Below are 16,965 nucleotides of genomic sequence, written 5' to 3'. Positions count from 1 at the left end.
AAGTTCGCGCAGGAGCAGGGCGCCACGGTGCTCATCTCCAACTTCGGCCAGGCGCTGCGGATCACCCGGCGGATCGCCAAGCGGCTCCCTGAGCTGCCGCCGGTCCTCGAGCTGGACGTGACGGACGAGGAACACCTCGCGGGCCTGCCGGACCAGGTGCGTGAGCACCTCGGCGCCGACGCGGTGCTCCACGGCGTCGTGCACTCCATTGCCTACGGAAACCCGGAGACGCTCCTGGGTGGCAAGTTCCTCACCGGTCCGTCGAAGGACGTCGCCCAGGCCGTCGAGGTGTCGGCGTTCTCGCTCAAGTCCCTCGCCGTGGCCTGCCACCCGCTGATGAGCGAAGCCGGTTCGGTGGTCGGACTGACCTTCGACGCCTCGGTCGCCTGGCCGGTCTACGACTGGATGGGTGTGGCCAAGGCGGCCCTCGAGTCGACGTCGCGCTACCTCGCCCGCGACCTCGGTGCCGACGGCATCCGGGTCAACCTGGTCTCCGCCGGCCCGCTGCGCACGCTCGCAGCCAAGGCCATCCCGGGGTTCGAAGAGCTCGAGTCCATGTGGAGCACCCGCGCCCCGCTCGGTTGGGACAACGTCGACCAGGAGCCGACGGCCAAGGCCGTCTGCGCGCTGCTGTCAGACCTGTTCCCGGCCACCACGGGCGAGATCGTCCACGTCGACGGCGGCTTCCACGCCATGGGTGCGTGACGGACCGCTGTCGGTCCCGAACGCGCGTTGGGCGGCCAGCGTCATCAGCGCCCAGGCCAGGAACACGATCGCGATCTCCTCGGCGACGTACCACGGCCACGGGCCGAGCAGGTCGAGCACGGACGTGCGCGGCTTGCGCAACAGGTAGCCGTAGTTGGTGTCCGCGAGCACGTTGAAGGCGTACGTCGACACGGCCCACACCAGCGTCGTGGCGACTGCTGCGCCGAAGTCACGCCAGCGGGGCGCCTTCCTCAGCCCGATCACGAGGTAGATGGCTGCCCACACCACGAGCAGGTGCAGCGCCCAGAACGCGAAGTAGCGCGGATGGGGCAGGTCCTCGTTCAGCGACGGCGTGACGACACCCTGGATGGTCAGGGTCAGGCCCCAGAAGAACGTGAGCGCCACAGGGAAGCGGTGATGCGTCCACAGCGCCCACGTCGCAGCGATCCACGCGAGGTCGCACAGGTGCAGCGGCAGCGTGACGTCGATGTCGAAGTTGTAGACCAGGTCGATGACCTGGAACGGCACGGTCGTGGCCGGGATGAGCAGCGCGCAGGTGCGGCTGAAGCCGGTCGGGCCGTCGACGACGGCGTGCCGCCGTCCCAGGAGTACGGCGGCCACGACCCCCACGACGAACAAGGCCAGCGGGATCAGGTGGGTCGGTCCGTACTGGGTCACGGTTCCAGCATGGGGCCTACGATGCTGGTGTGAACAGCATCCGGCGGCTGGTGGTCGTGCGCCACTCGAAGGCAGAACAGTTCGCGCCGAGTGACCTGGAGCGGGTCCTGAGTCCCCGCGGGCGTGCCGACGGCAAGGTCCTGGGGGAGTGGCTGGCCGGTCAGGGCGTGGTCCCGGGAACCGCCTACGTCTCCTACGCGGCCCGCACCCGCGAGACCTGGCAGGTCGTCGCCGAGGGCGCTGGCTGGGAGATTGAACCGCACATCGACGGCTCCCTCTACGGCACGGACGAGTTCGGTGTCCTCGAACTGGTCCACACCACACCTGAGGACGTCGAGACGGTCGTCGTGGTCGGCCACAACCCGACCATGGAGATGCTCGCGCAACAGCTCGACGACGGCGAGGGCACCGCCACCGGGTCGGTCGAGATGGGGACGTTCCCGACCAGCACGGCCGCCGTGTTCGAGGTCGACGGACACTGGTCCGACATGGCACCGATGCGGGCGCGCCTGCAGGCCTTCCACGTGGGACGCGCCGCGGAGTAGTCCTCGGTTCCGGTGACTGGCGGCGCGCCACCTGCCACGGGAGAATCGGGGCCTCGGGGTTCTACGGGGCGCCCTCATGACGAGCGGGTGTCCGTGACCAGGGGGCCCGAATTGGCGACGACTGACATCTCCCTCGAGTACGACGCCTGCGTGATCGGTGCGGGCGTCGCGGGCCTCAACGCGGTCCATTCCGCGACGTGCTACCTTGGGCCGAGCGACCGGATCGCGCTCGTCGACGTACGCGACGGTCCCGGCGGCATGTGGCGCGACACCTACGACTTCGTCCGGCTCCACCAGCCGCACCCGATGTTCACGGTCGGCGACATCCCCTGGGGCAGGGCGTTCCCACCGGAACACCTCGCCAGCAGGCCCGAGGTCCAGGAGCAGTTCGAGCACTGCCTGGCCGAGCTCGGGAAGCGGGTCTCCCTCGACGCCCGGTTCGGGCACCGCTACCTCGCCCACGAGGAGCACGACGACCACGTCACGGTCACCTTCGAGCGCATCGAGGACGGAGCCCGGTTCGAGCTGCGCACGAAACGACTGATCAAGGCGATCAGCTACGACGTCCAGCCGTCGGTGCCGCTCGCGCTCTCGAGCGACCGGGTGCGGTCCCTGACTCCCCACGACCTCTCCGGTGACCTCGCGCCGGGCGACGATCCCATCGTCATCGTGGGTGGAGGAAAGACGGCGATGGACTCCGCGCACCACCTGATCCGGCGCTTCCCCGGCCGCGACATCCGGATGGTCATCGGGGACGGCGTCATCTTCGCGAACCGGGACCTGCTCTACCCCGTCGGAGGCAGGCGCTGGACCCGGGGCACCCTCCCCGCAGCCTTCTTCCTGCTGATCGCGCAGGCGTACGACGGCACGAATCCGGCTGTCCCGCTCGACCGTCTGCGCGAGAGGGGCGCCCTGGCGATCAACGACCGTCCCCGCCAGTTCCAGTTCGGCATGATCTCCCCGGCCGAGGTCGACGCGATCAGGCAGGGCGTGTCCAGCGTGATCGAGGACCGCCTGGTCGACGTCGTGGACGACGGAGACGGTGCTGCCCTCCGGTTCCGTGACGGGCCGCAGGTCGCCGTACCGACGGGGACGTGGATCGTGAACTGCACCGGCTACATCTTCCGCAACGGGTCGGGGCCTGCCGAGCCCTATGTGTCCATCGGCGGGCGGGTGCTCTCCATCAACGGCAGCTCCACCGTGATCTTCCTGGGGAGTTTTGCCGGCTACTTCCTGACCCACCTGATGTTCCGCAACCTGCTCGACAAGGTCCCGCTCTACCAGATCCCGCTGGACGAGCTCTCCCGCAACGCCAAGGAGAACCTCGGCGCCGCCGGCTCGGCGCAGGCGGTGCTCAACCAGCTGCTCCTGCTGAAGGCGCTCCCCGTCAAGGTGTTCCAGGACTGCCGCCTGGACTACAACCAGTGGTACCCGCTGCCGCGCCAGCTCCCCCTCGTGGCCAGGCAGGTGATCAACAGCCGCCGGTACCAGGCCCACTGTCGCGAGGCCCTGGACGAGCTGGGTCGACGCACCGGCCTCGACATCGGGCCACTCGCCCACGTCGCGGCGCACAGCAGCGCCTGACAGCGCTGCGGGAACGCGCTACGGAGGCGGTTCAGCCCAGCGGGGGAGCAGGCGTGACGATGCCGTCGGCGGCGTCGGCCGCGACGATCTCCTCGCGGCTGATGCCGAGGAGGTACATGATCGTGTCCAGGTAGGGCACGTTCAGCGAGGTGTCCGCGGCCTCCCGGACGACCGGACGTGCGTTGTAGGCGATGCCCAGTCCGGCCGCGTCGAGCATGTCGAGGTCGTTCGCGCCGTCGCCGATGGCGATCGTGGCCTCCACCGGCACCCCGAGGTCGGCGGCGAACTCGCGCAGTGCGCGGGCCTTGCCGGCGCGGTCGACGACGTCACCCACGACCTCGCCGGTGAGCTTCCCGTCGACGATCTCCAGCGTGTTGGCCCGGGCTCGGTGGATCCCGAGATCGTCGGCCAGCCGATCGGTGATCTGGCTGAACCCGCCGGAGACGATGGCGAAGCGGTAGCCGAGGCGACGCAGCGTGCGCACCATCGTGCGGGCACCGGGGTTGACCACGATGGCGTCGTACACCTCATCGAGGGCGGTGGCGTCGAGGCCGGCGAGCAGCTTGACCCGGGCCCGCAACGACTGCTCGAAGTCGAGCTCGCCCCGCATCGCCAGCTCGGTGATCGCGGCGACCTCGGCGCCGTGCCCGGCATGGTCGGCGAGCATCTCGATGACCTCGCCCTGGATCAGGGTCGAGTCGACGTCCATGACGATCAGGCGCATGCCGTGGCGCAACAGGTTGGCGGGCTGGACGGCCACGTCGATCCCGTGGGCGGCCGCCTCGATCGCGAGCAGGGTGCGCAGCCGGTCCGGGGGCGCTCCGGACACGTGCACCTCGATCGCGGTGACGGGGTAGCGCGCCATTCGCTCGATGCGGTCGATGTTGCCGCCACAGTCGGCGATCCGGCCCGCGATGGCGGCCATCGCCGATGCCTTCAGCGGCCCGCCGATCACGGTGACGTGCGCACGGTGGTGGGCACGTGAGCGGTTGTCGCCCGATCCCTTCTCGAACTCGACGCTCATGCCGAGCCCCTCGACCGTCGCCGTGACCGCCTTCCGGAGCTTCTTGCCGTCGCGCGGCGCACTGACCAGGACGCCCAGGACGAGCCGTCCGCGCATCAGGATCTGTTCGAGGTCGACCACCGCGACAGCGGACTGCGACAGGGTCTCGAGGACCGCCGAGGTGACGCCGGGCCGGTCGGTGCCGGTGACGGTGATCAGCAGCGTGTCGTCGGCCCCAGGGTGGGCACTGTCTTGTGGGCTCATCGCGGCTGAAGGTTATCGCTCCCCGGCCCTCAGGACGGTGGAGGCCAGCCATCCGGTGCGCAGGCGGCCGTCAGGGCACGCCGTACGGCGCGATCCAGCGGCTCCAGCGCAGCCCGGCGAGCGGCTGCCTCGCTCGCGCTGACGGCGCCACCATCGTCCTCGAGGGCAAGTTCGACCACCGCACCCAGGTGCAGCGCCCGGCCGGCGAGGTCAACCGCCCGCGACGGCGTGCCGGCAGGCGCGGTCAGGGGCACGCCGGCGCGCAGGTCGTGCAGCTCATCGGCCACCTCCGGTCGCCACCGGGCCACGTCGAGGTCCGCGAGCGCGCTCGCTGCGGTCAACAGGGTGCTGCGCAGGTCGCGGTCGGCCTCGCCGAGATCGGGTGGGGGTCGCCGCTCGGCCGGGTACAGCGCCCACTCGATGGCGCGGCCCACCCGGTACGGCACCAGGCCGGTGTCGGCGCCGAGCAGCAGCACTGCCTCGGCCTGCTCGATGGCGGCGCCGGTGAAGGCGGCAGGCCCCCGCAGGCCCACCGGGTCGCCCGGCGCCGGGAACGCCGCGGCGACCTGCCGCGCGCCCCGGTTGCGCGCCGAGGCGAGCTCGAGGAGCAGCGGCGCCGGGGCGTCCCCACCCACCACCACGTGCGCGACATCGCGATCCGCGTCGTCCGGATCGGCACCGCCCAGGACACCGTCGAGGCACTCGTCCGGGCCGATCCGTCCCTGCAGCCAGGCGGTACCCCACCACGCGACGCGCGCGGACGCTGGCAGGTAGGTCACCCGCACAGCCTAGGGCTGGCTAGGGTTGCCCCATGTCCGCTGTGCTCGAGCTTGCCGAGGTGAGCGTGCGCCGTGGCCAGGCCACGCTCCTGGACCGGGTCAGCTGGGTTGTTCGTGATGGTGAACGCTGGGTCATCCTCGGTGCCAACGGCGCCGGCAAGACCACCCTGATGCAGGTCGCCGCCGCCCAGATGTACCCGACGTCCGGCGCGCTCGGGATCCTCGGTGAGCTGGTCGGCACGATCGACGTCTTCGAGCTGCGCCCGCGCATCGGTGTCTCCAGCGCGGCCATCGCCGAGCGGATCCCGCGCGGCGAGACCGTTCGCGACATCGTGATCTCGGCGTCGTACGCGGTCCTGGGCCGGTGGCGTGAGGAGTACGACGACGTCGACCACTCCCGTGCCGACGCACTGCTGCGCGAGGTCGGCGTGATGCACCTGGCCGACCGCACGTTCGGGACCCTCAGCGAGGGCGAGCGCAAGCGCGTCCAGATCGCGCGCGCCCTGATGACCGACCCCGAGCTGTTGCTCCTCGACGAGCCCGCCGCAGGTCTCGACCTCGGCGGCCGGGAGGACCTGGTGTCGACGCTGTCGGTCCTGGCGTACGACCCGTCGTCCCCGGCGACCGTCCTCGTCTCCCACCACGTCGAGGAGATCCCGCCCGGTTTCACCCACGTCCTGATGCTGCGCAACGGTGGCGTCGTCGCCGAGGGACCCCTCGCCACGACACTCACGCCCGAGGCGTTGTCGGCCACCTTCGGGATGCCGCTCGACCTCGAGGAGCACGACGGTCGCTACGCCGCCCGTCGCAAGCAACGGCACCGTGGCTAGAGTCTGTGCATGGACTGGCTTCGGGACCACTTGTGGGAGACGTGGCTGATCGTCGCGATCCTGCTGGGCGTCGCGGAGACGCTCACGCTCGACCTCTTCCTGCTCATGCTGGCCGGCGGGGCGTTGGCCGGGATGGGCACGGCGCTCGCGACCGACAACGTGATCCTCTCCGTGCTGGTCTCGGCAGGCGCAGCGCTGCTGCTCCTGGTCGGCGTCCGCCCGCCCCTCGTGAAGCGCTTGCACGGCGGTCCTGAACTGGTGCTCGGCCACGCGAACCTGATCGGCACGCGCGGAGTCATCACCGAAACCATCCAGGCGCACCACCCGGGCCGCGTGAAGCTCGGTGGCGAGAACTGGCTCGCGGTGTCCACCGGCGCCGAGACCGGCATCGAGGTCGGACGCACGGTCGAGGTCGTCCAGATCACCGGTGCCACCGCACACGTCCGCCCCGTCTCGGACCCCGAGCTCGGCTGAAGGAGATTCCATGGAAATCCTGATCGTCCTGATCGCGCTGCTCCTCTTCGTGATCATCGTGATCGCCAAGTCGATCCGCGTGGTGCCCCAGGCCTACGCCGGCGTGGTCGAGCGGTTCGGCAAGTACAAGGAGACGCTGCCCGCCGGCCTCAACTTCGTGGTGCCCTTCGTCGACAAGGTCCGCTACATGATCGACCTGCGCGAGCAGGTCGTGAGCTTCCCGCCGCAGGGCGCGATCACCGAGGACAACCTGACCGTCGACATCGACACCGTGATCTTCTTCCAGATCACCGACCCGATCGCCGCGACGTACGAGATCTCCAACCACATCCAGGCCATCGAGCAGCTCACCATGACCACCCTGCGCAATGTCGTCGGTGGCATGGACCTCGAGCAGACGCTGACCAGCCGCGAGTCGATCAACAGCGGTCTGTCGGCGGTCCTCGACGAGACGACCGGCCGGTGGGGCATCAAGGTCAAGCGCGTCGAGATCAAGGGCATCGACCCGCCGCCGTCCATCAAGGACGCGATGGAGAAGCAGATGCGCGCCGACCGCGACAAGCGGGCGTTCATCCTGACGGCCGAGGGCCAGCGCCAGTCCGCCATCCTCACGGCCGAGGGCAACAAGCAGTCCGCCATCCTCAACGCCGAGGGTGAGCGCGAGGCCGCGATCCTGCGGGCCCAGGCCGACCGCGAGTCCGCGATCCTGCGCGCCGAGGGTGAGGGCGCCGCCATCACCACCGTCTTCCAGGCGATCCACAACGGTGAGCCGGACCAGGGCCTGCTCGCCTACCAGTACCTCCAGATGCTGCCGAAGATCGCGGACGGCCAGAGCAACAAGCTGTGGATCATCCCGAGCGAGGTCGGCAAGGCCCTCGAGGGCCTCGGCTCGGTGCTGAACCCGGCAGACGCTGACGCGCTGCCGCCGACCGCTCCGTAAGTGAGTGCGCTGGAGATCGCCGCGATCCTGATTGCCGGCGTCGGCGCCGGGACGATCAACGCCGTGGTCGGCTCCGGCACCCTGATCACGTTCCCGACCCTGCTCGCGATCGGCATTCCGCCGGTCACGGCGAACATGTCCAACAGCCTGGGCCTGGTGCCGGGATCGGTTGCGGGCGCCGTCGGCTACCGCCGCGAGCTCGAGGGCCAGCGCGGGCGGGTGCTCCGGCTGCTGGTGTGGTCGACGTCCGGGGGAGTGTTGGGCGCGATCCTGCTGCTCGTGCTGCCGCCCGGCGCGTTCGAGGCCGTCGTACCCGTCCTGATCCTGCTGGGCGTGACCCTCGTCGTCCTGCAGCCGCGCCTGTCAGCCGTGGTCGCAGCGCGGGCCGAACGTCGCGGCACCACGACCGAGGCAGCGGCAGAACCCCTCAGCGGTGCCTGGTGGGTTCCGGTCGCCGTCTTCGGGACCGGCGTGTACGGCGGCTACTTCGGGGCCGCGCAGGGCGTGATCCTGATGGGCATCCTCGGCATCGGCGTCACCGATGCGCTGCAGCGCCTGAACGGCGTCAAGAACGTCCTCGTGGCCGTGGTCAACGGCATTGCAGGGCTGATCTTCGTCGCGGTCGCCGAGCTCGGCCTGTTCGGCATCGAGGCCGACGTCGACTGGCTCGTCGTCGCCGTGATCGCCGTGGGCGCCGTGATCGGTGGCTTCCTCGGCGCCGCGGTCGGGCGCAAGCTGCCCCCGGTCGCCCTGCGGGGCATCATCGTCGTGGTCGGCCTCGTGGCCGTCACGGTCATCGTCTTGCAGTGACCAGCCCGACGACGCCGGCACCCACGGCGCCGACGGCCGCACCGATCAGCATGCCGCCGCTGAGCTTCGAGACCGTCCGGGAGGACAGCTCCACGGCGCCGCTGACGGCATCCGACCCGTCGACCGCGATGCCGACCAGGGTCAGGTTGCGACGCAAGGCGCCCTTCGACGCAAGGGTCACCGCGCCCAGCGCGATCTCACGGGCACCGAACATCCGTCCGAAATAACCGAGCTGCGGGTTGTTGGCGGGGTCGAGGCCGAAGGCCTTGGCCGTCGGGGCGGGAGCAACAAGGGCACCGACGCCGATGGCGATGCGGCCGAGGGAGAGTCCAGTCACGGGATCCATGCAAGTGACCTTAGAGCAGCATGGGAGAGTTGGGGCATGACGACTCCGACGTGGGGCCAGCAGCCCGACGAGCAGCCCCCGCCGCCGCCGACGCAGCCCTACGCCCAGTACCAGTACGGCCAGCCCGCGGGCCAGCCGGTCGTGCCGCCGTACGGCCAGCCCGGCGGCACGCCGCAGCCGTACGTCTACACACCTCCGGCGCCGACCAACGGCATGGCGATCGCCTCGTTGATCGTCAGTGTCCTGTCGCTGACGGCCTGCCTGGGCGCGACCGGCTTCATCGGTGCGATCCTCGGACACATGGCGAAGGGCCAGATCCGTCGCAACAACGAGCAGGGTGGCGGCATCGCCACCGCCGGTGTGATCGTCGGCTGGGCCGGCTTCGCGCTGTTCGTCATCGGCATCGCGATCATCGTCGCGATCGCGATCTTCGCGGGCGAGTCGTACGACGACTGCTACAACGACTACGGCGGCTACACCTGCTGATGCAGCAGGCTCCTTGCGTCAGCTGACGTAGGTCCGGAGCCAGCGCTCGATCTCGGCGTACGCCGTGGCTCGCGGGGTACTGCGCGACAGGATCACGTCGTGCAGTGCTCCGGGCACGGCGACGTACGTGACGTGGTTCCCGATCGCCGTCGACCAGCGCCGGATCTGTCGGACGTCGAGCACGATGTCGGTGCTGAACACGTCGCCCGCCATCTCCGACGCCGGTCCACTGCGGTCCGAGGACAGCACGAGCACCGGGGCCGGGACCGACAGCCCGGCCTGGACCCGTCCGTGGCCCTGCCGGATCGCACGCAGCCAGCCGAACCGCAGCGGGAACGACTCGACCGGCTTCCAGGTGAGGTTGAAGTCCCACTCGCCCTCGTGGTCACGGTGCAGGCTGCGCACGTAGAAGCCGTTGACGTCGCGCGGCAGCTCGCGCAGGGGCTGGCGCTGGCCGACCCGGTCCAGGACGGCGTTGGCGACAGGGGTGCGCAGGAGTGCCTTGCCCTGCAGGTCGAGCCACGGCGAGTTGAGGAGCAGCCCGGCGAGCTCCTTCGGCTTGCGGGCATCAGCCCACAACGCGACGATCAGCCCTCCCGTGGAGTGGCCGGACAGGACGACGCGCATGTGGCCGTCGCGCACCGTGATCCGTTCCCACGCCGCGTCGAGCTCCTCGAAGTACTCGTCGAGGCTCGCGACGAAGGTGACCGACTGGTGGGGGCGGATCGACCGTCCGTACTTGCGCAGGTCCAGGCCGTACATGTCGTGACCGTGCTCGAGCCACCATTCGGCGTACTCGGTGTGGAAGAAGTAGTCCGAGAACCCGTGCACGTGCAGGGTCGCCAGCTCGGTCGGGGAGTCGAGCCGCCGACTGACGAGCGTGGCGACGACCTCACCCTCGAAGTCGTCGGCGAGCGGGATCGTCTCGGCCTGCCACGGCTCTCCGAGGACGTCGATCTCCGGCTCGGTGCCCAACGGATCCTCCTCGGTCAATGTCACGAGTGGGCGGACCCGGTCCGGCCAAGGGGGGTTGGTCGGACCGGGCCCGCGGACAGGTTACCCCTGCGTAGGCTGGGGTGATGGAGCCACCGGTGTCGGGCGTGCCGTCCGCCGCTGGCGGCGAACAGGTGCTGCTCGCGGATTTGCGGGCCCGGCTGCAGGCCCGGGGCAAGGTTCCGACCCTGCCCGCGGGGTGGAACAACCAGTCGGCCATGCTGGCCGCCGAGGGGTTCGAGTACGGCGGCGACTTCATCGTGGCCGACCTCGACGTGCAGTCCCGGGTGCTCCAGATGGTCCTCGTCGACGTGTGCGGACACGGAGTCACGGCGGTGCCGGTCGCCCTCCAGTTCGCGGGGGCACTGCAGAGCCTGATCGGGGTGGTCCGCCCGGAGGAACTGCTCGGAGCGGCCAACGCCTACCTGCTGCGGCAACCCTCGGACGAGAGCTTCGCGACCGCCGTCCACGTCGAGGTGGAACTGGATTCCGGGCGCTACCGGATCCGGAGCGCCGGCCACCCGCCGGCGTTGCGCTGGGTGTCGCAGGCGGAGCGCTGGGAGGTCGACAACGCCCGCGGGACCGCCCTGGGTGTGTCCGAGGCGCCGGAGGTCCACGACAGCGTGGGCCAGCTGGCGCCGGGGGAGGCGTTGTTGTTCTACACCGACGGTGTCGTCGAGTCCCGGTCGGCCGACATCGGCGAGGGGATCGGCTGGCTGCAGGCCACGGCCCGGGATGCGGTCCTCACCGCCTGGGAAGGTGCCGCCCGCCGGATCATCGACCTCGTGGACCGCGGCGAGGACGACCGGGCGGTGCTGATCCTCCAGCGCTCCTGACCTGGGGCGTTGCCGCACGGAGAGGGCCCGGACTGGCGCGCGGAATACACCTGTGCCACCCTCGGTTGGAGATAGGTGACACGGCAACTGACCGTGATCACGAGGAAAGGACAGGCGCCATGGGCATCCAGATCGGGATCTTCACCGTCGGGGACGTCACCGAGGACCCGACCACCGGTCGTACGCCGAGTGAGTACCAGCGGATCAAGGACACCGTCGCGATCGCGAAGAAGGCCGAGGAGGTCGGCCTGGACGTCTTCGCCACCGGCGAGCACCACAATCCGCCGTTCATCGCGTCGAACCCGACCGCGACACTCGCCTACATCGGCGCCCAGACCTCGAACCTGCTGCTCTCGACCGCCACGACGCTGATCACGACGACCGACCCGGTGCTGATCGCCGAGGACTACGCGAAGATCCAGCACCTCACCGACGGCCGGGTCGACCTGATGCTCGGCCGCGGGAACACCGGCCCGGTCTACCCGTGGTTCGGGAAGGACATCCGCGAGGGCATCAACCTCGCCGTCGAGAACTACGCACTCCTGCGGCGCCTGTGGCGCGAGGACGTCGTCGACTGGGAAGGCCGCTTCCGGACGCCGCTCCAGGGCTACACATCGACTCCGCGGCCCCTCGACGGCATCGCACCCTTCGTGTGGCACGGCTCGATCCGCAGCCCCGAGATCGCCGAGCAGGCGGCCTACTACGGCGACGGCTACTTCCACAACCACATCTTCTGGCCCGCCTCCCACGCCGCGCAGATGGTGCAGCTCTACCGCGACCGCTTCGCGCACTACGGACACGGCACCGCGCAGCAGGCGATCGTCGGCCTCGGTGGCCAGATCTTCATGCGGAAGAACAGCCAGGACGCCATCAACGAGTTCCGGCCCTACTTCGACAACGCACCCGTCTACGGTCACGGCCCGTCGCTGGAGGACTTCTCGTCCCAGACGCCGCTGACCGTGGGCTCGCCGCAACAGGTCCTCGAGCGGACCCTGTCCTTCCGGGACTACGTCGGCGACTACCAGCGCCAGCTCTTCCTGGTCGACCACGCCGGGTTGCCGCTCAAGACGGTCCTCGAGCAGCTCGACCTGCTCGGCGAGATCCTGCCCGCCATGCGCGCCGGGTTCGCCGAAGGCCGACCGGACGACGTACCGGATGCACCGACGCACGCCTCGCAGCTGGCGGCGAACGAGACGAAGGAGGTGACGGTCTGATGCGCAAGGTCGTGATCGTCTCCGCCGGCCTGTCCGTCCCGTCCTCGACGCGGTTGCTCGCCGACAAGCTCGGCGCAGCCACGGAACGGGCCATCGCGTCGCGTGGCGAGGAGGTCGAGGTCCAGCACGTCGAGCTCCGCCCGCTCGCGCACGCGCTCGCCGACCACCTGCTGACGGGCTTCCCGACCGGCGACCTGGCTGCGGCGCTCGACGCGGTGCAGCACGCGGACGGCGTCATCGTCGTCACGCCGGTGTTCTCGGCGTCGTACTCGGGCCTGTTCAAGACGTTCTTCGACGTCCTGGAGCCCGGCGCCCTCGACGGGACCCCCGTGCTCGTCGCGGCCACCGCCGGGACGGCGCGGCACAGCCTGGTCCTGGACCACGCGCTCCGGCCGCTGTTCGCCTACCTGCACGCCGTGGTGGTCCCGACCGGCGTGTTCGCCGCGAGCGAGGACTTCGGTTCGACCGCGGACGGCGCCCTGGGCAAGCGCGTCGCACGCGCGACCGCGGAGCTCGCCGCCCTGATCGGCGGGACCTCTCCGGCGCCGAGGGCAACCGGGCCCGTGTCGTTCGAGGATCTGCTCCGCGCTGCCGGGCCCGATACGGCACGATGAGGGTCCCAGCACCGTCGTGACAGGAGCGTCATGCGCCGTACCGTCTTCAACGAGGACCACGAAGCCTTCCGCAAGACCTTGCGGTCGTTCATCGAGTCGGAGGTCACTCCGCACTACCAGGAGTGGTACGACGCCGGCATCGTCCCGCGCGAGTTCTACCTGAAGCTCGCCGAGCTGGGCCTCTTCGGCATCGAGGTGCCCGAGGAGTACGGCGGCGCGGGGATCAACTCCTTCAAGTTCGCCGCCGTGCAGTACGAGGAGACCGCGCGCGCCGCGGTCAGCTTCGGCGGCTCCGGGGTCCACGTCGCGCTGTGCCTGCCGTACCTGCTCAACCTCGGCACCCCGGAACAGCTGGCCCGGTGGATGCCGGGCTTCGTGTCCGGCGAGGAGATGTACGCCATCGCGATGACCGAGCCGGGCGCCGGCTCCGACCTCGCGGGCATGCGCACCACCGCCCGCAAGGACGGCGACGGCTACGTCCTCAACGGCGCCAAGACGTTCATCACGGGCGGCGTGAACGCCGACCGGATGATCGTGTGCGCGCGCACCGCTCCGGCAGAGGAGAACGACCGCCGGTTCGGCATCTCGCTGTTCGTGGTCGACACCAAGGCCGACGGCTACTCCGTCGGTCGCAAGCTGGACAAGATCGGCCTGCGGACGTCCGACACCGCCGAACTGGCGTTCAGCGACGTCTTCATCCCGGCCGACCAGCTGCTCGGCGAGGAGCACCAGGGATTCAAGTACCTCGGCCAGAACCTGCCCCAGGAGCGGCTCGGCATCGCCTACGGCGCGTACGCCCAGGCAGCGGCCGCCGTCCGCTTCGCCCAGCAGTACGTCGAGGAGCGGATCGTCTTCGGCACGCCGGTCGCGTCCTTCCAGAACACCAAGTTCGAGCTCGCGGCCTGCCAGGCCGAGGTCGACGCGGCGCAGGCCGTTGCCGACCGGGCGCTGGAGGCCCTCGACGCCGACGAGCTCACGCCGGCCGATGCGGCGTCCGCCAAGCTCTTCTGCACCGAGGTCGCCAGTCGTGTGATCGACCGTTGCCTCCAGCTCCACGGCGGCTACGGCTACATGAACGAGTACCCGATCGCCCGGTTGTACGCCGACAACCGGGTCAACCGGATCTACGGCGGCACCTCCGAGGTGATGAAACTGATCATCGCCAAGCAGATGGGCTTGTGAAGGCCGTCGAGTAGCCCGAGCCGAACGGCTGGGTCGCGACGCCCCTCAGTACGCGTAGGTGCCGGTGAGGATCGCGCGACCGAGCGTCTTGAAGGCCAGGTTGAAGCCCACGACCGCGGGGGTCGCCGTCGCGTCGACACCGAGCTTCGGCTCCTTCACGGCGTGCACCACGAAGAAGTAGCGGTGGACCTGGTCGCCCTCGGGCGGCGCCGCTCCGCCGTACTCGGCGGTGCCGAAGTCGTTGCGGATGTGGAAGGCGCCGTCGGGAAGGGTCTCGTCGGAGTCACCAGCACCGGCCGGCAGGCTGGTCACATCGGCCGGGATGTCGACGACGACCCAGTGCCAGAACCCGCTCGGAATGGGCGCATCGGGGTCGAAGCAGGTGACGACGTAGCTCTGGGTGCCTTCCGGGCCGGGCTCCCAGGTCAGTTCGGGTGAGGTGTTCCCGGCGGCGTAGACCTGGTCCTCGGTCAGGGGTTGTCCGTCGATCACGTCGGCGCTCGTGACGCCGAAGGATGCGGTGGCGGGCAGCAGGGGATAGGGGTCCGGGGTCACTGGACGTTCGAGACTCATGGAGGCGAACGTAGTCCGCCAACTGGCCCGTGTCACCGGACCAAATGGGCGAGGCGAGAGAATGGTGCCGTGACCGACTTTCCCCCGTACCCGTCCGGCCTTCGTCTCGCCGGACGCCGTGTCCTCGTTGTGGGTGGCGGCCACGTCGCACAGCGTCGCGTTCCACAGCTGATCGCGGTCGGTGCGGACGTCCACGTCGTGTCGCCTGACGTCACGATGGCCATCGAGGGCCTCGTGGGCTCCGACGAGATCACGTGGCACCAGCGGCCCTTCACGGACACCGACCTCGACGGCGCCTGGTACGTCATTGCCGTGACCGACGACCGCGAGGTCAACGACCACGTCTCGGCGCTCTGTGAGGCCCAGCGCATCTTCTGCGTCCGCTCCGACGACGCCACCCTCGGTACGGCGTGGACTCCCGCCGTGGGCCGCGAGGCCGGCATCACGATCGCCGTGGTCGGCAACCGCGACCCGCGTCGATCCGTGGCGGTCCGCGACGAGATCCTCGCCGGGCTCCGTGACGGCACCATCGCCGCGCCGCACCACCGTGAGGGCCTGCCGGAGCGGACGCCCGGCGTGACCCTGGTCGGCGGCGGCCCCGGCGATCCGGAGCTGATCTCGATCGCCGGCCGCAAGGCGTTGATGGCTGCCGACGTCGTCGTGGCCGACCGGCTCGCTCCGCGCGAGCTGCTGGGCGACCTGCCCTCGGACGTCGAGCTGATCGACGTCTCGAAGCTGCCGCGCGGACGGTCGGCGCAGCAGGAGGAGATCAACCGGGTGATCGTGGACCGCGCCCTCGCGGGCAAGCGGGTCGTGCGCTTCAAGGGCGGCGACAACTTCGTCTTCGGTCGCGGGTACGAGGAGATCCTCGCCTGCCGCGAAGCAGGCGTGCCGGTCACCGTGATCCCGGGGCTGACCTCGCCCGTGTCCGTGCCCGCCGTCGCTGGCATCCCGGTCACCCATCGCGGAGTCACCCACGAGTTCAGCGTCGTCTCCGGACACCTGCCGCCCGGTCACCCCGAGTCGCTGGTCAACTACGACGCACTCGGTGCGATGCAGGGCACCGTCGTCGTGATGATGGGCGTCGAGAACGCCCCGAAGATCGCCGAGGCCCTGATCGCCGGCGGCCGGGCAGCGACCCTTCCGGTGGCGGTGATCTGCGACGGCACGATGCCGACGCAGCGGACCGTCCTGGCCACGCTGGGCACACTGGCCACTCGTCTCCAGGAGGAGTCGGTCAAGCCGCCCGCGATCATCGTGATCGGCGAGGTCGTCGCGATCGCCCATCCCGACGCCTACTGAGGCCCGCGTGGCTGACCTGGTCGAGATCACCGACGCCGCCGACCCGCGGCTCGCTGACTATCGCGACCTGCGCGACGTCGAGCTGCGCAAGAACCTCGAGGCCGAGCACGGACTGTTCCTCGCCGAGGGCGAGAAGGTCGTCCGGCGGGCGATCGAGGCCGGCTTCACCGCGCGCTCGTTCCTGATGGCCCCGCGCTGGCTCGACGGACTGGCGGACGTCCTCGACCGCTCGACCGCACCGTGCTTCGTGGTCGCCGAGGACATGGCCGAGGAGGTGACCGGGTTCCACGTGCACCGCGGCGCCCTGGCCTCGCTCGAGCGCCGACCGCTTCCACCCGTCGAGGAGGTGCTCGAGGGCGCCCGATCGGTCCTCGTGCTCGAGGACATCGTCGACCACACCAACGTCGGTGCGATCCTCCGTTCCGGCGCAGCCTTCGAGTTCGACGCCGTGCTGCTCGCACCCCGCTGCGCCGATCCGCTGTACCGCCGGTCCATCAAGGTCGCCATGGGTGCGGTGTTCACGATGCCGTGGACCCGCATTCCGGACTGGTACGACGCCCTGCCGGCCTTGAGCCGCGCGGGCTTCACCACCGTGGCGATGACGCTCGCGCCGGACGCCGTACCGATCGAGGAAGCGGTGCAGGGACTCGACAAGGTCGCCCTGGTCCTCGGGTCGGAAGGCCACGGCCTGTCGTCACGCTGGGAGGAGTCGGCCGACCGGCGCGCGATCATCCCGATGGCTCCGGGCATCGATTCCCTCAACGTTGCCGCAGCCACCGCGGTCGCTTGTTACGTGACCGCTCGACG

General features: G+C 70.1%; 18 protein-coding genes and 2 pseudogenes. 14 read left to right on the top strand and 6 right to left on the bottom strand.

Annotation, left to right across the window (positions count from 1 at the left end; translation table 11 throughout):
- A pseudogene (gene fabI, locus ACOADB_RS17180) lies at positions 1-705 on the top strand (enoyl-ACP reductase FabI); the annotation flags it as partial.
- Here the strand turns inward: fabI and ACOADB_RS17175 are convergent.
- The gene (locus tag ACOADB_RS17175; RefSeq protein ID WP_378601071.1) at positions 634-1,383 is read right to left on the bottom strand and encodes a TIGR02206 family membrane protein; all 750 of its coding nucleotides are present in this window, start codon (positions 1,381-1,383) and stop codon (positions 634-636) included. The pseudogene fabI and the gene ACOADB_RS17175 overlap by 72 nt on opposite strands.
- A 29-nt stretch (positions 1,384-1,412) precedes the next feature.
- Between ACOADB_RS17175 and ACOADB_RS17170 the strand changes: the two genes are divergently transcribed.
- Together ACOADB_RS17170 and ACOADB_RS17165 are read left to right on the top strand one after the other, a co-directional pair.
- Positions 1,413-1,928 (top strand): SixA phosphatase family protein, encoded by a 516-nt coding sequence (locus tag ACOADB_RS17170; protein ID WP_378601069.1) that lies wholly within the window; start codon positions 1,413-1,415, stop codon positions 1,926-1,928.
- Positions 1,929-2,021: 93 nt separating this feature from the next.
- Positions 2,022-3,512, top strand: coding sequence for a hypothetical protein (locus ACOADB_RS17165; RefSeq protein ID WP_378601067.1), 1,491 nt, complete (start codon positions 2,022-2,024; stop codon positions 3,510-3,512).
- A 31-nt stretch (positions 3,513-3,543) separates the two neighbouring features.
- Here the strand turns inward: ACOADB_RS17165 and serB are convergent, their stop codons facing one another.
- Both serB and ACOADB_RS17155 read right to left on the bottom strand, forming a co-directional pair.
- Positions 3,544-4,779: a phosphoserine phosphatase SerB gene (gene serB, locus ACOADB_RS17160; protein WP_378601065.1), complete on the bottom strand. Its 1,236-nt coding sequence runs from the start codon at positions 4,777-4,779 to the stop codon at positions 3,544-3,546.
- Between the two features lie 29 nt (positions 4,780-4,808).
- Positions 4,809-5,558, bottom strand: a complete 750-nt coding sequence (locus tag ACOADB_RS17155; protein WP_378601063.1) for a hypothetical protein — start codon at positions 5,556-5,558, stop codon at positions 4,809-4,811.
- A 32-nt stretch (positions 5,559-5,590) separates the two neighbouring features.
- Here ACOADB_RS17155 and ACOADB_RS17150 point away from each other — a divergent pair, with 32 nt between their 5' ends.
- The 4 genes and pseudogenes from ACOADB_RS17150 to ACOADB_RS17135 all read left to right on the top strand — a co-directional run bounded on the left by ACOADB_RS17150 (position 5,591) and on the right by ACOADB_RS17135 (position 8,612).
- Positions 5,591-6,388: an ABC transporter ATP-binding protein gene (locus ACOADB_RS17150; protein ID WP_378601061.1), complete on the top strand. Its 798-nt coding sequence runs from the start codon at positions 5,591-5,593 to the stop codon at positions 6,386-6,388.
- A 9-nt stretch (positions 6,389-6,397) separates the two neighbouring features.
- Positions 6,398-6,862 (top strand): NfeD family protein, encoded by a 465-nt coding sequence (locus ACOADB_RS17145; protein ID WP_378601059.1) that lies wholly within the window; start codon positions 6,398-6,400, stop codon positions 6,860-6,862.
- A gap of 10 nt (positions 6,863-6,872) precedes the next feature.
- Positions 6,873-7,763: pseudogene (locus ACOADB_RS17140) on the top strand (SPFH domain-containing protein); the annotation flags it as partial.
- Between the two features lie 39 nt (positions 7,764-7,802).
- On the top strand, positions 7,803-8,612 hold the full coding sequence (locus ACOADB_RS17135; protein ID WP_378601057.1) for a sulfite exporter TauE/SafE family protein: 810 nt from the start codon (positions 7,803-7,805) through the stop codon (positions 8,610-8,612).
- On the opposite strand, the gene ACOADB_RS17130 is transcribed toward ACOADB_RS17135, so the two are convergent.
- On the bottom strand, positions 8,596-8,958 hold the full coding sequence (locus ACOADB_RS17130; RefSeq protein WP_378601055.1) for a hypothetical protein: 363 nt from the start codon (positions 8,956-8,958) through the stop codon (positions 8,596-8,598). The two genes, ACOADB_RS17135 and ACOADB_RS17130, sit on opposite strands and share 17 nt — an antisense overlap.
- A gap of 36 nt (positions 8,959-8,994) precedes the next feature.
- On the opposite strand from ACOADB_RS17130, the gene ACOADB_RS17125 reads away from it, so the two are divergent.
- Positions 8,995-9,444: a DUF4190 domain-containing protein gene (locus tag ACOADB_RS17125; RefSeq protein WP_378601053.1), complete on the top strand. Its 450-nt coding sequence runs from the start codon at positions 8,995-8,997 to the stop codon at positions 9,442-9,444.
- Between the two features lie 18 nt (positions 9,445-9,462).
- Here ACOADB_RS17125 and ACOADB_RS17120 read toward each other — a convergent pair whose 3' ends face one another.
- The gene (locus tag ACOADB_RS17120; protein ID WP_378601051.1) at positions 9,463-10,419 is read right to left on the bottom strand and encodes an alpha/beta hydrolase; all 957 of its coding nucleotides are present in this window, start codon (positions 10,417-10,419) and stop codon (positions 9,463-9,465) included.
- A gap of 104 nt (positions 10,420-10,523) precedes the next feature.
- Between ACOADB_RS17120 and ACOADB_RS17115 the strand changes: the two genes are divergently transcribed.
- The 4 genes from ACOADB_RS17115 to ACOADB_RS17100 all read left to right on the top strand — a co-directional run bounded on the left by ACOADB_RS17115 (position 10,524) and on the right by ACOADB_RS17100 (position 14,283).
- Entirely contained in the window at positions 10,524-11,273 is a 750-nt protein-coding gene (locus ACOADB_RS17115; protein WP_378601049.1) for a PP2C family protein-serine/threonine phosphatase, read from the top strand.
- A 125-nt stretch (positions 11,274-11,398) separates the two neighbouring features.
- Positions 11,399-12,487 carry an LLM class flavin-dependent oxidoreductase gene (locus ACOADB_RS17110; protein WP_378601232.1) on the top strand — a complete coding sequence of 363 codons (1,089 nt, stop codon included), beginning with the start codon at positions 11,399-11,401 and terminating at the stop codon, positions 12,485-12,487.
- Positions 12,487-13,101: an FMN reductase gene (locus ACOADB_RS17105; RefSeq protein WP_378601046.1), complete on the top strand. Its 615-nt coding sequence runs from the start codon at positions 12,487-12,489 to the stop codon at positions 13,099-13,101. Before ACOADB_RS17110 ends, ACOADB_RS17105 begins: the two co-directional genes overlap by 1 nt.
- 30 nt (positions 13,102-13,131) lie before the next feature.
- A complete protein-coding gene (locus tag ACOADB_RS17100) occupies positions 13,132-14,283 on the top strand; it encodes an acyl-CoA dehydrogenase family protein (RefSeq protein ID WP_378601042.1) in 1,152 nt (383 codons plus the stop codon).
- A gap of 45 nt (positions 14,284-14,328) precedes the next feature.
- Here ACOADB_RS17100 and ACOADB_RS17095 read toward each other — a convergent pair whose 3' ends face one another.
- On the bottom strand, positions 14,329-14,856 hold the full coding sequence (locus ACOADB_RS17095; RefSeq protein ID WP_378601039.1) for a YbhB/YbcL family Raf kinase inhibitor-like protein: 528 nt from the start codon (positions 14,854-14,856) through the stop codon (positions 14,329-14,331).
- Positions 14,857-14,925: 69 nt separating this feature from the next.
- On the opposite strand from ACOADB_RS17095, the gene cobA reads away from it, so the two are divergent.
- Both cobA and ACOADB_RS17085 read left to right on the top strand, forming a co-directional pair.
- A complete protein-coding gene (cobA, locus tag ACOADB_RS17090; protein WP_378601036.1) occupies positions 14,926-16,158 on the top strand; it encodes a uroporphyrinogen-III C-methyltransferase in 1,233 nt (410 codons plus the stop codon).
- Between the two features lie 7 nt (positions 16,159-16,165).
- A partial coding sequence (locus ACOADB_RS17085; RefSeq protein WP_378601033.1) for a TrmH family RNA methyltransferase occupies positions 16,166-16,965 on the top strand: 800 nt, incomplete at its 3' end.

This window comes from Nocardioides sp. CPCC 206348, assembly GCF_048654705.1.
Lineage (GTDB): Bacteria > Actinomycetota > Actinomycetes > Propionibacteriales > Nocardioidaceae > Nocardioides.
This window is presented reverse-complemented; position numbering and strand designations above follow the sequence as displayed.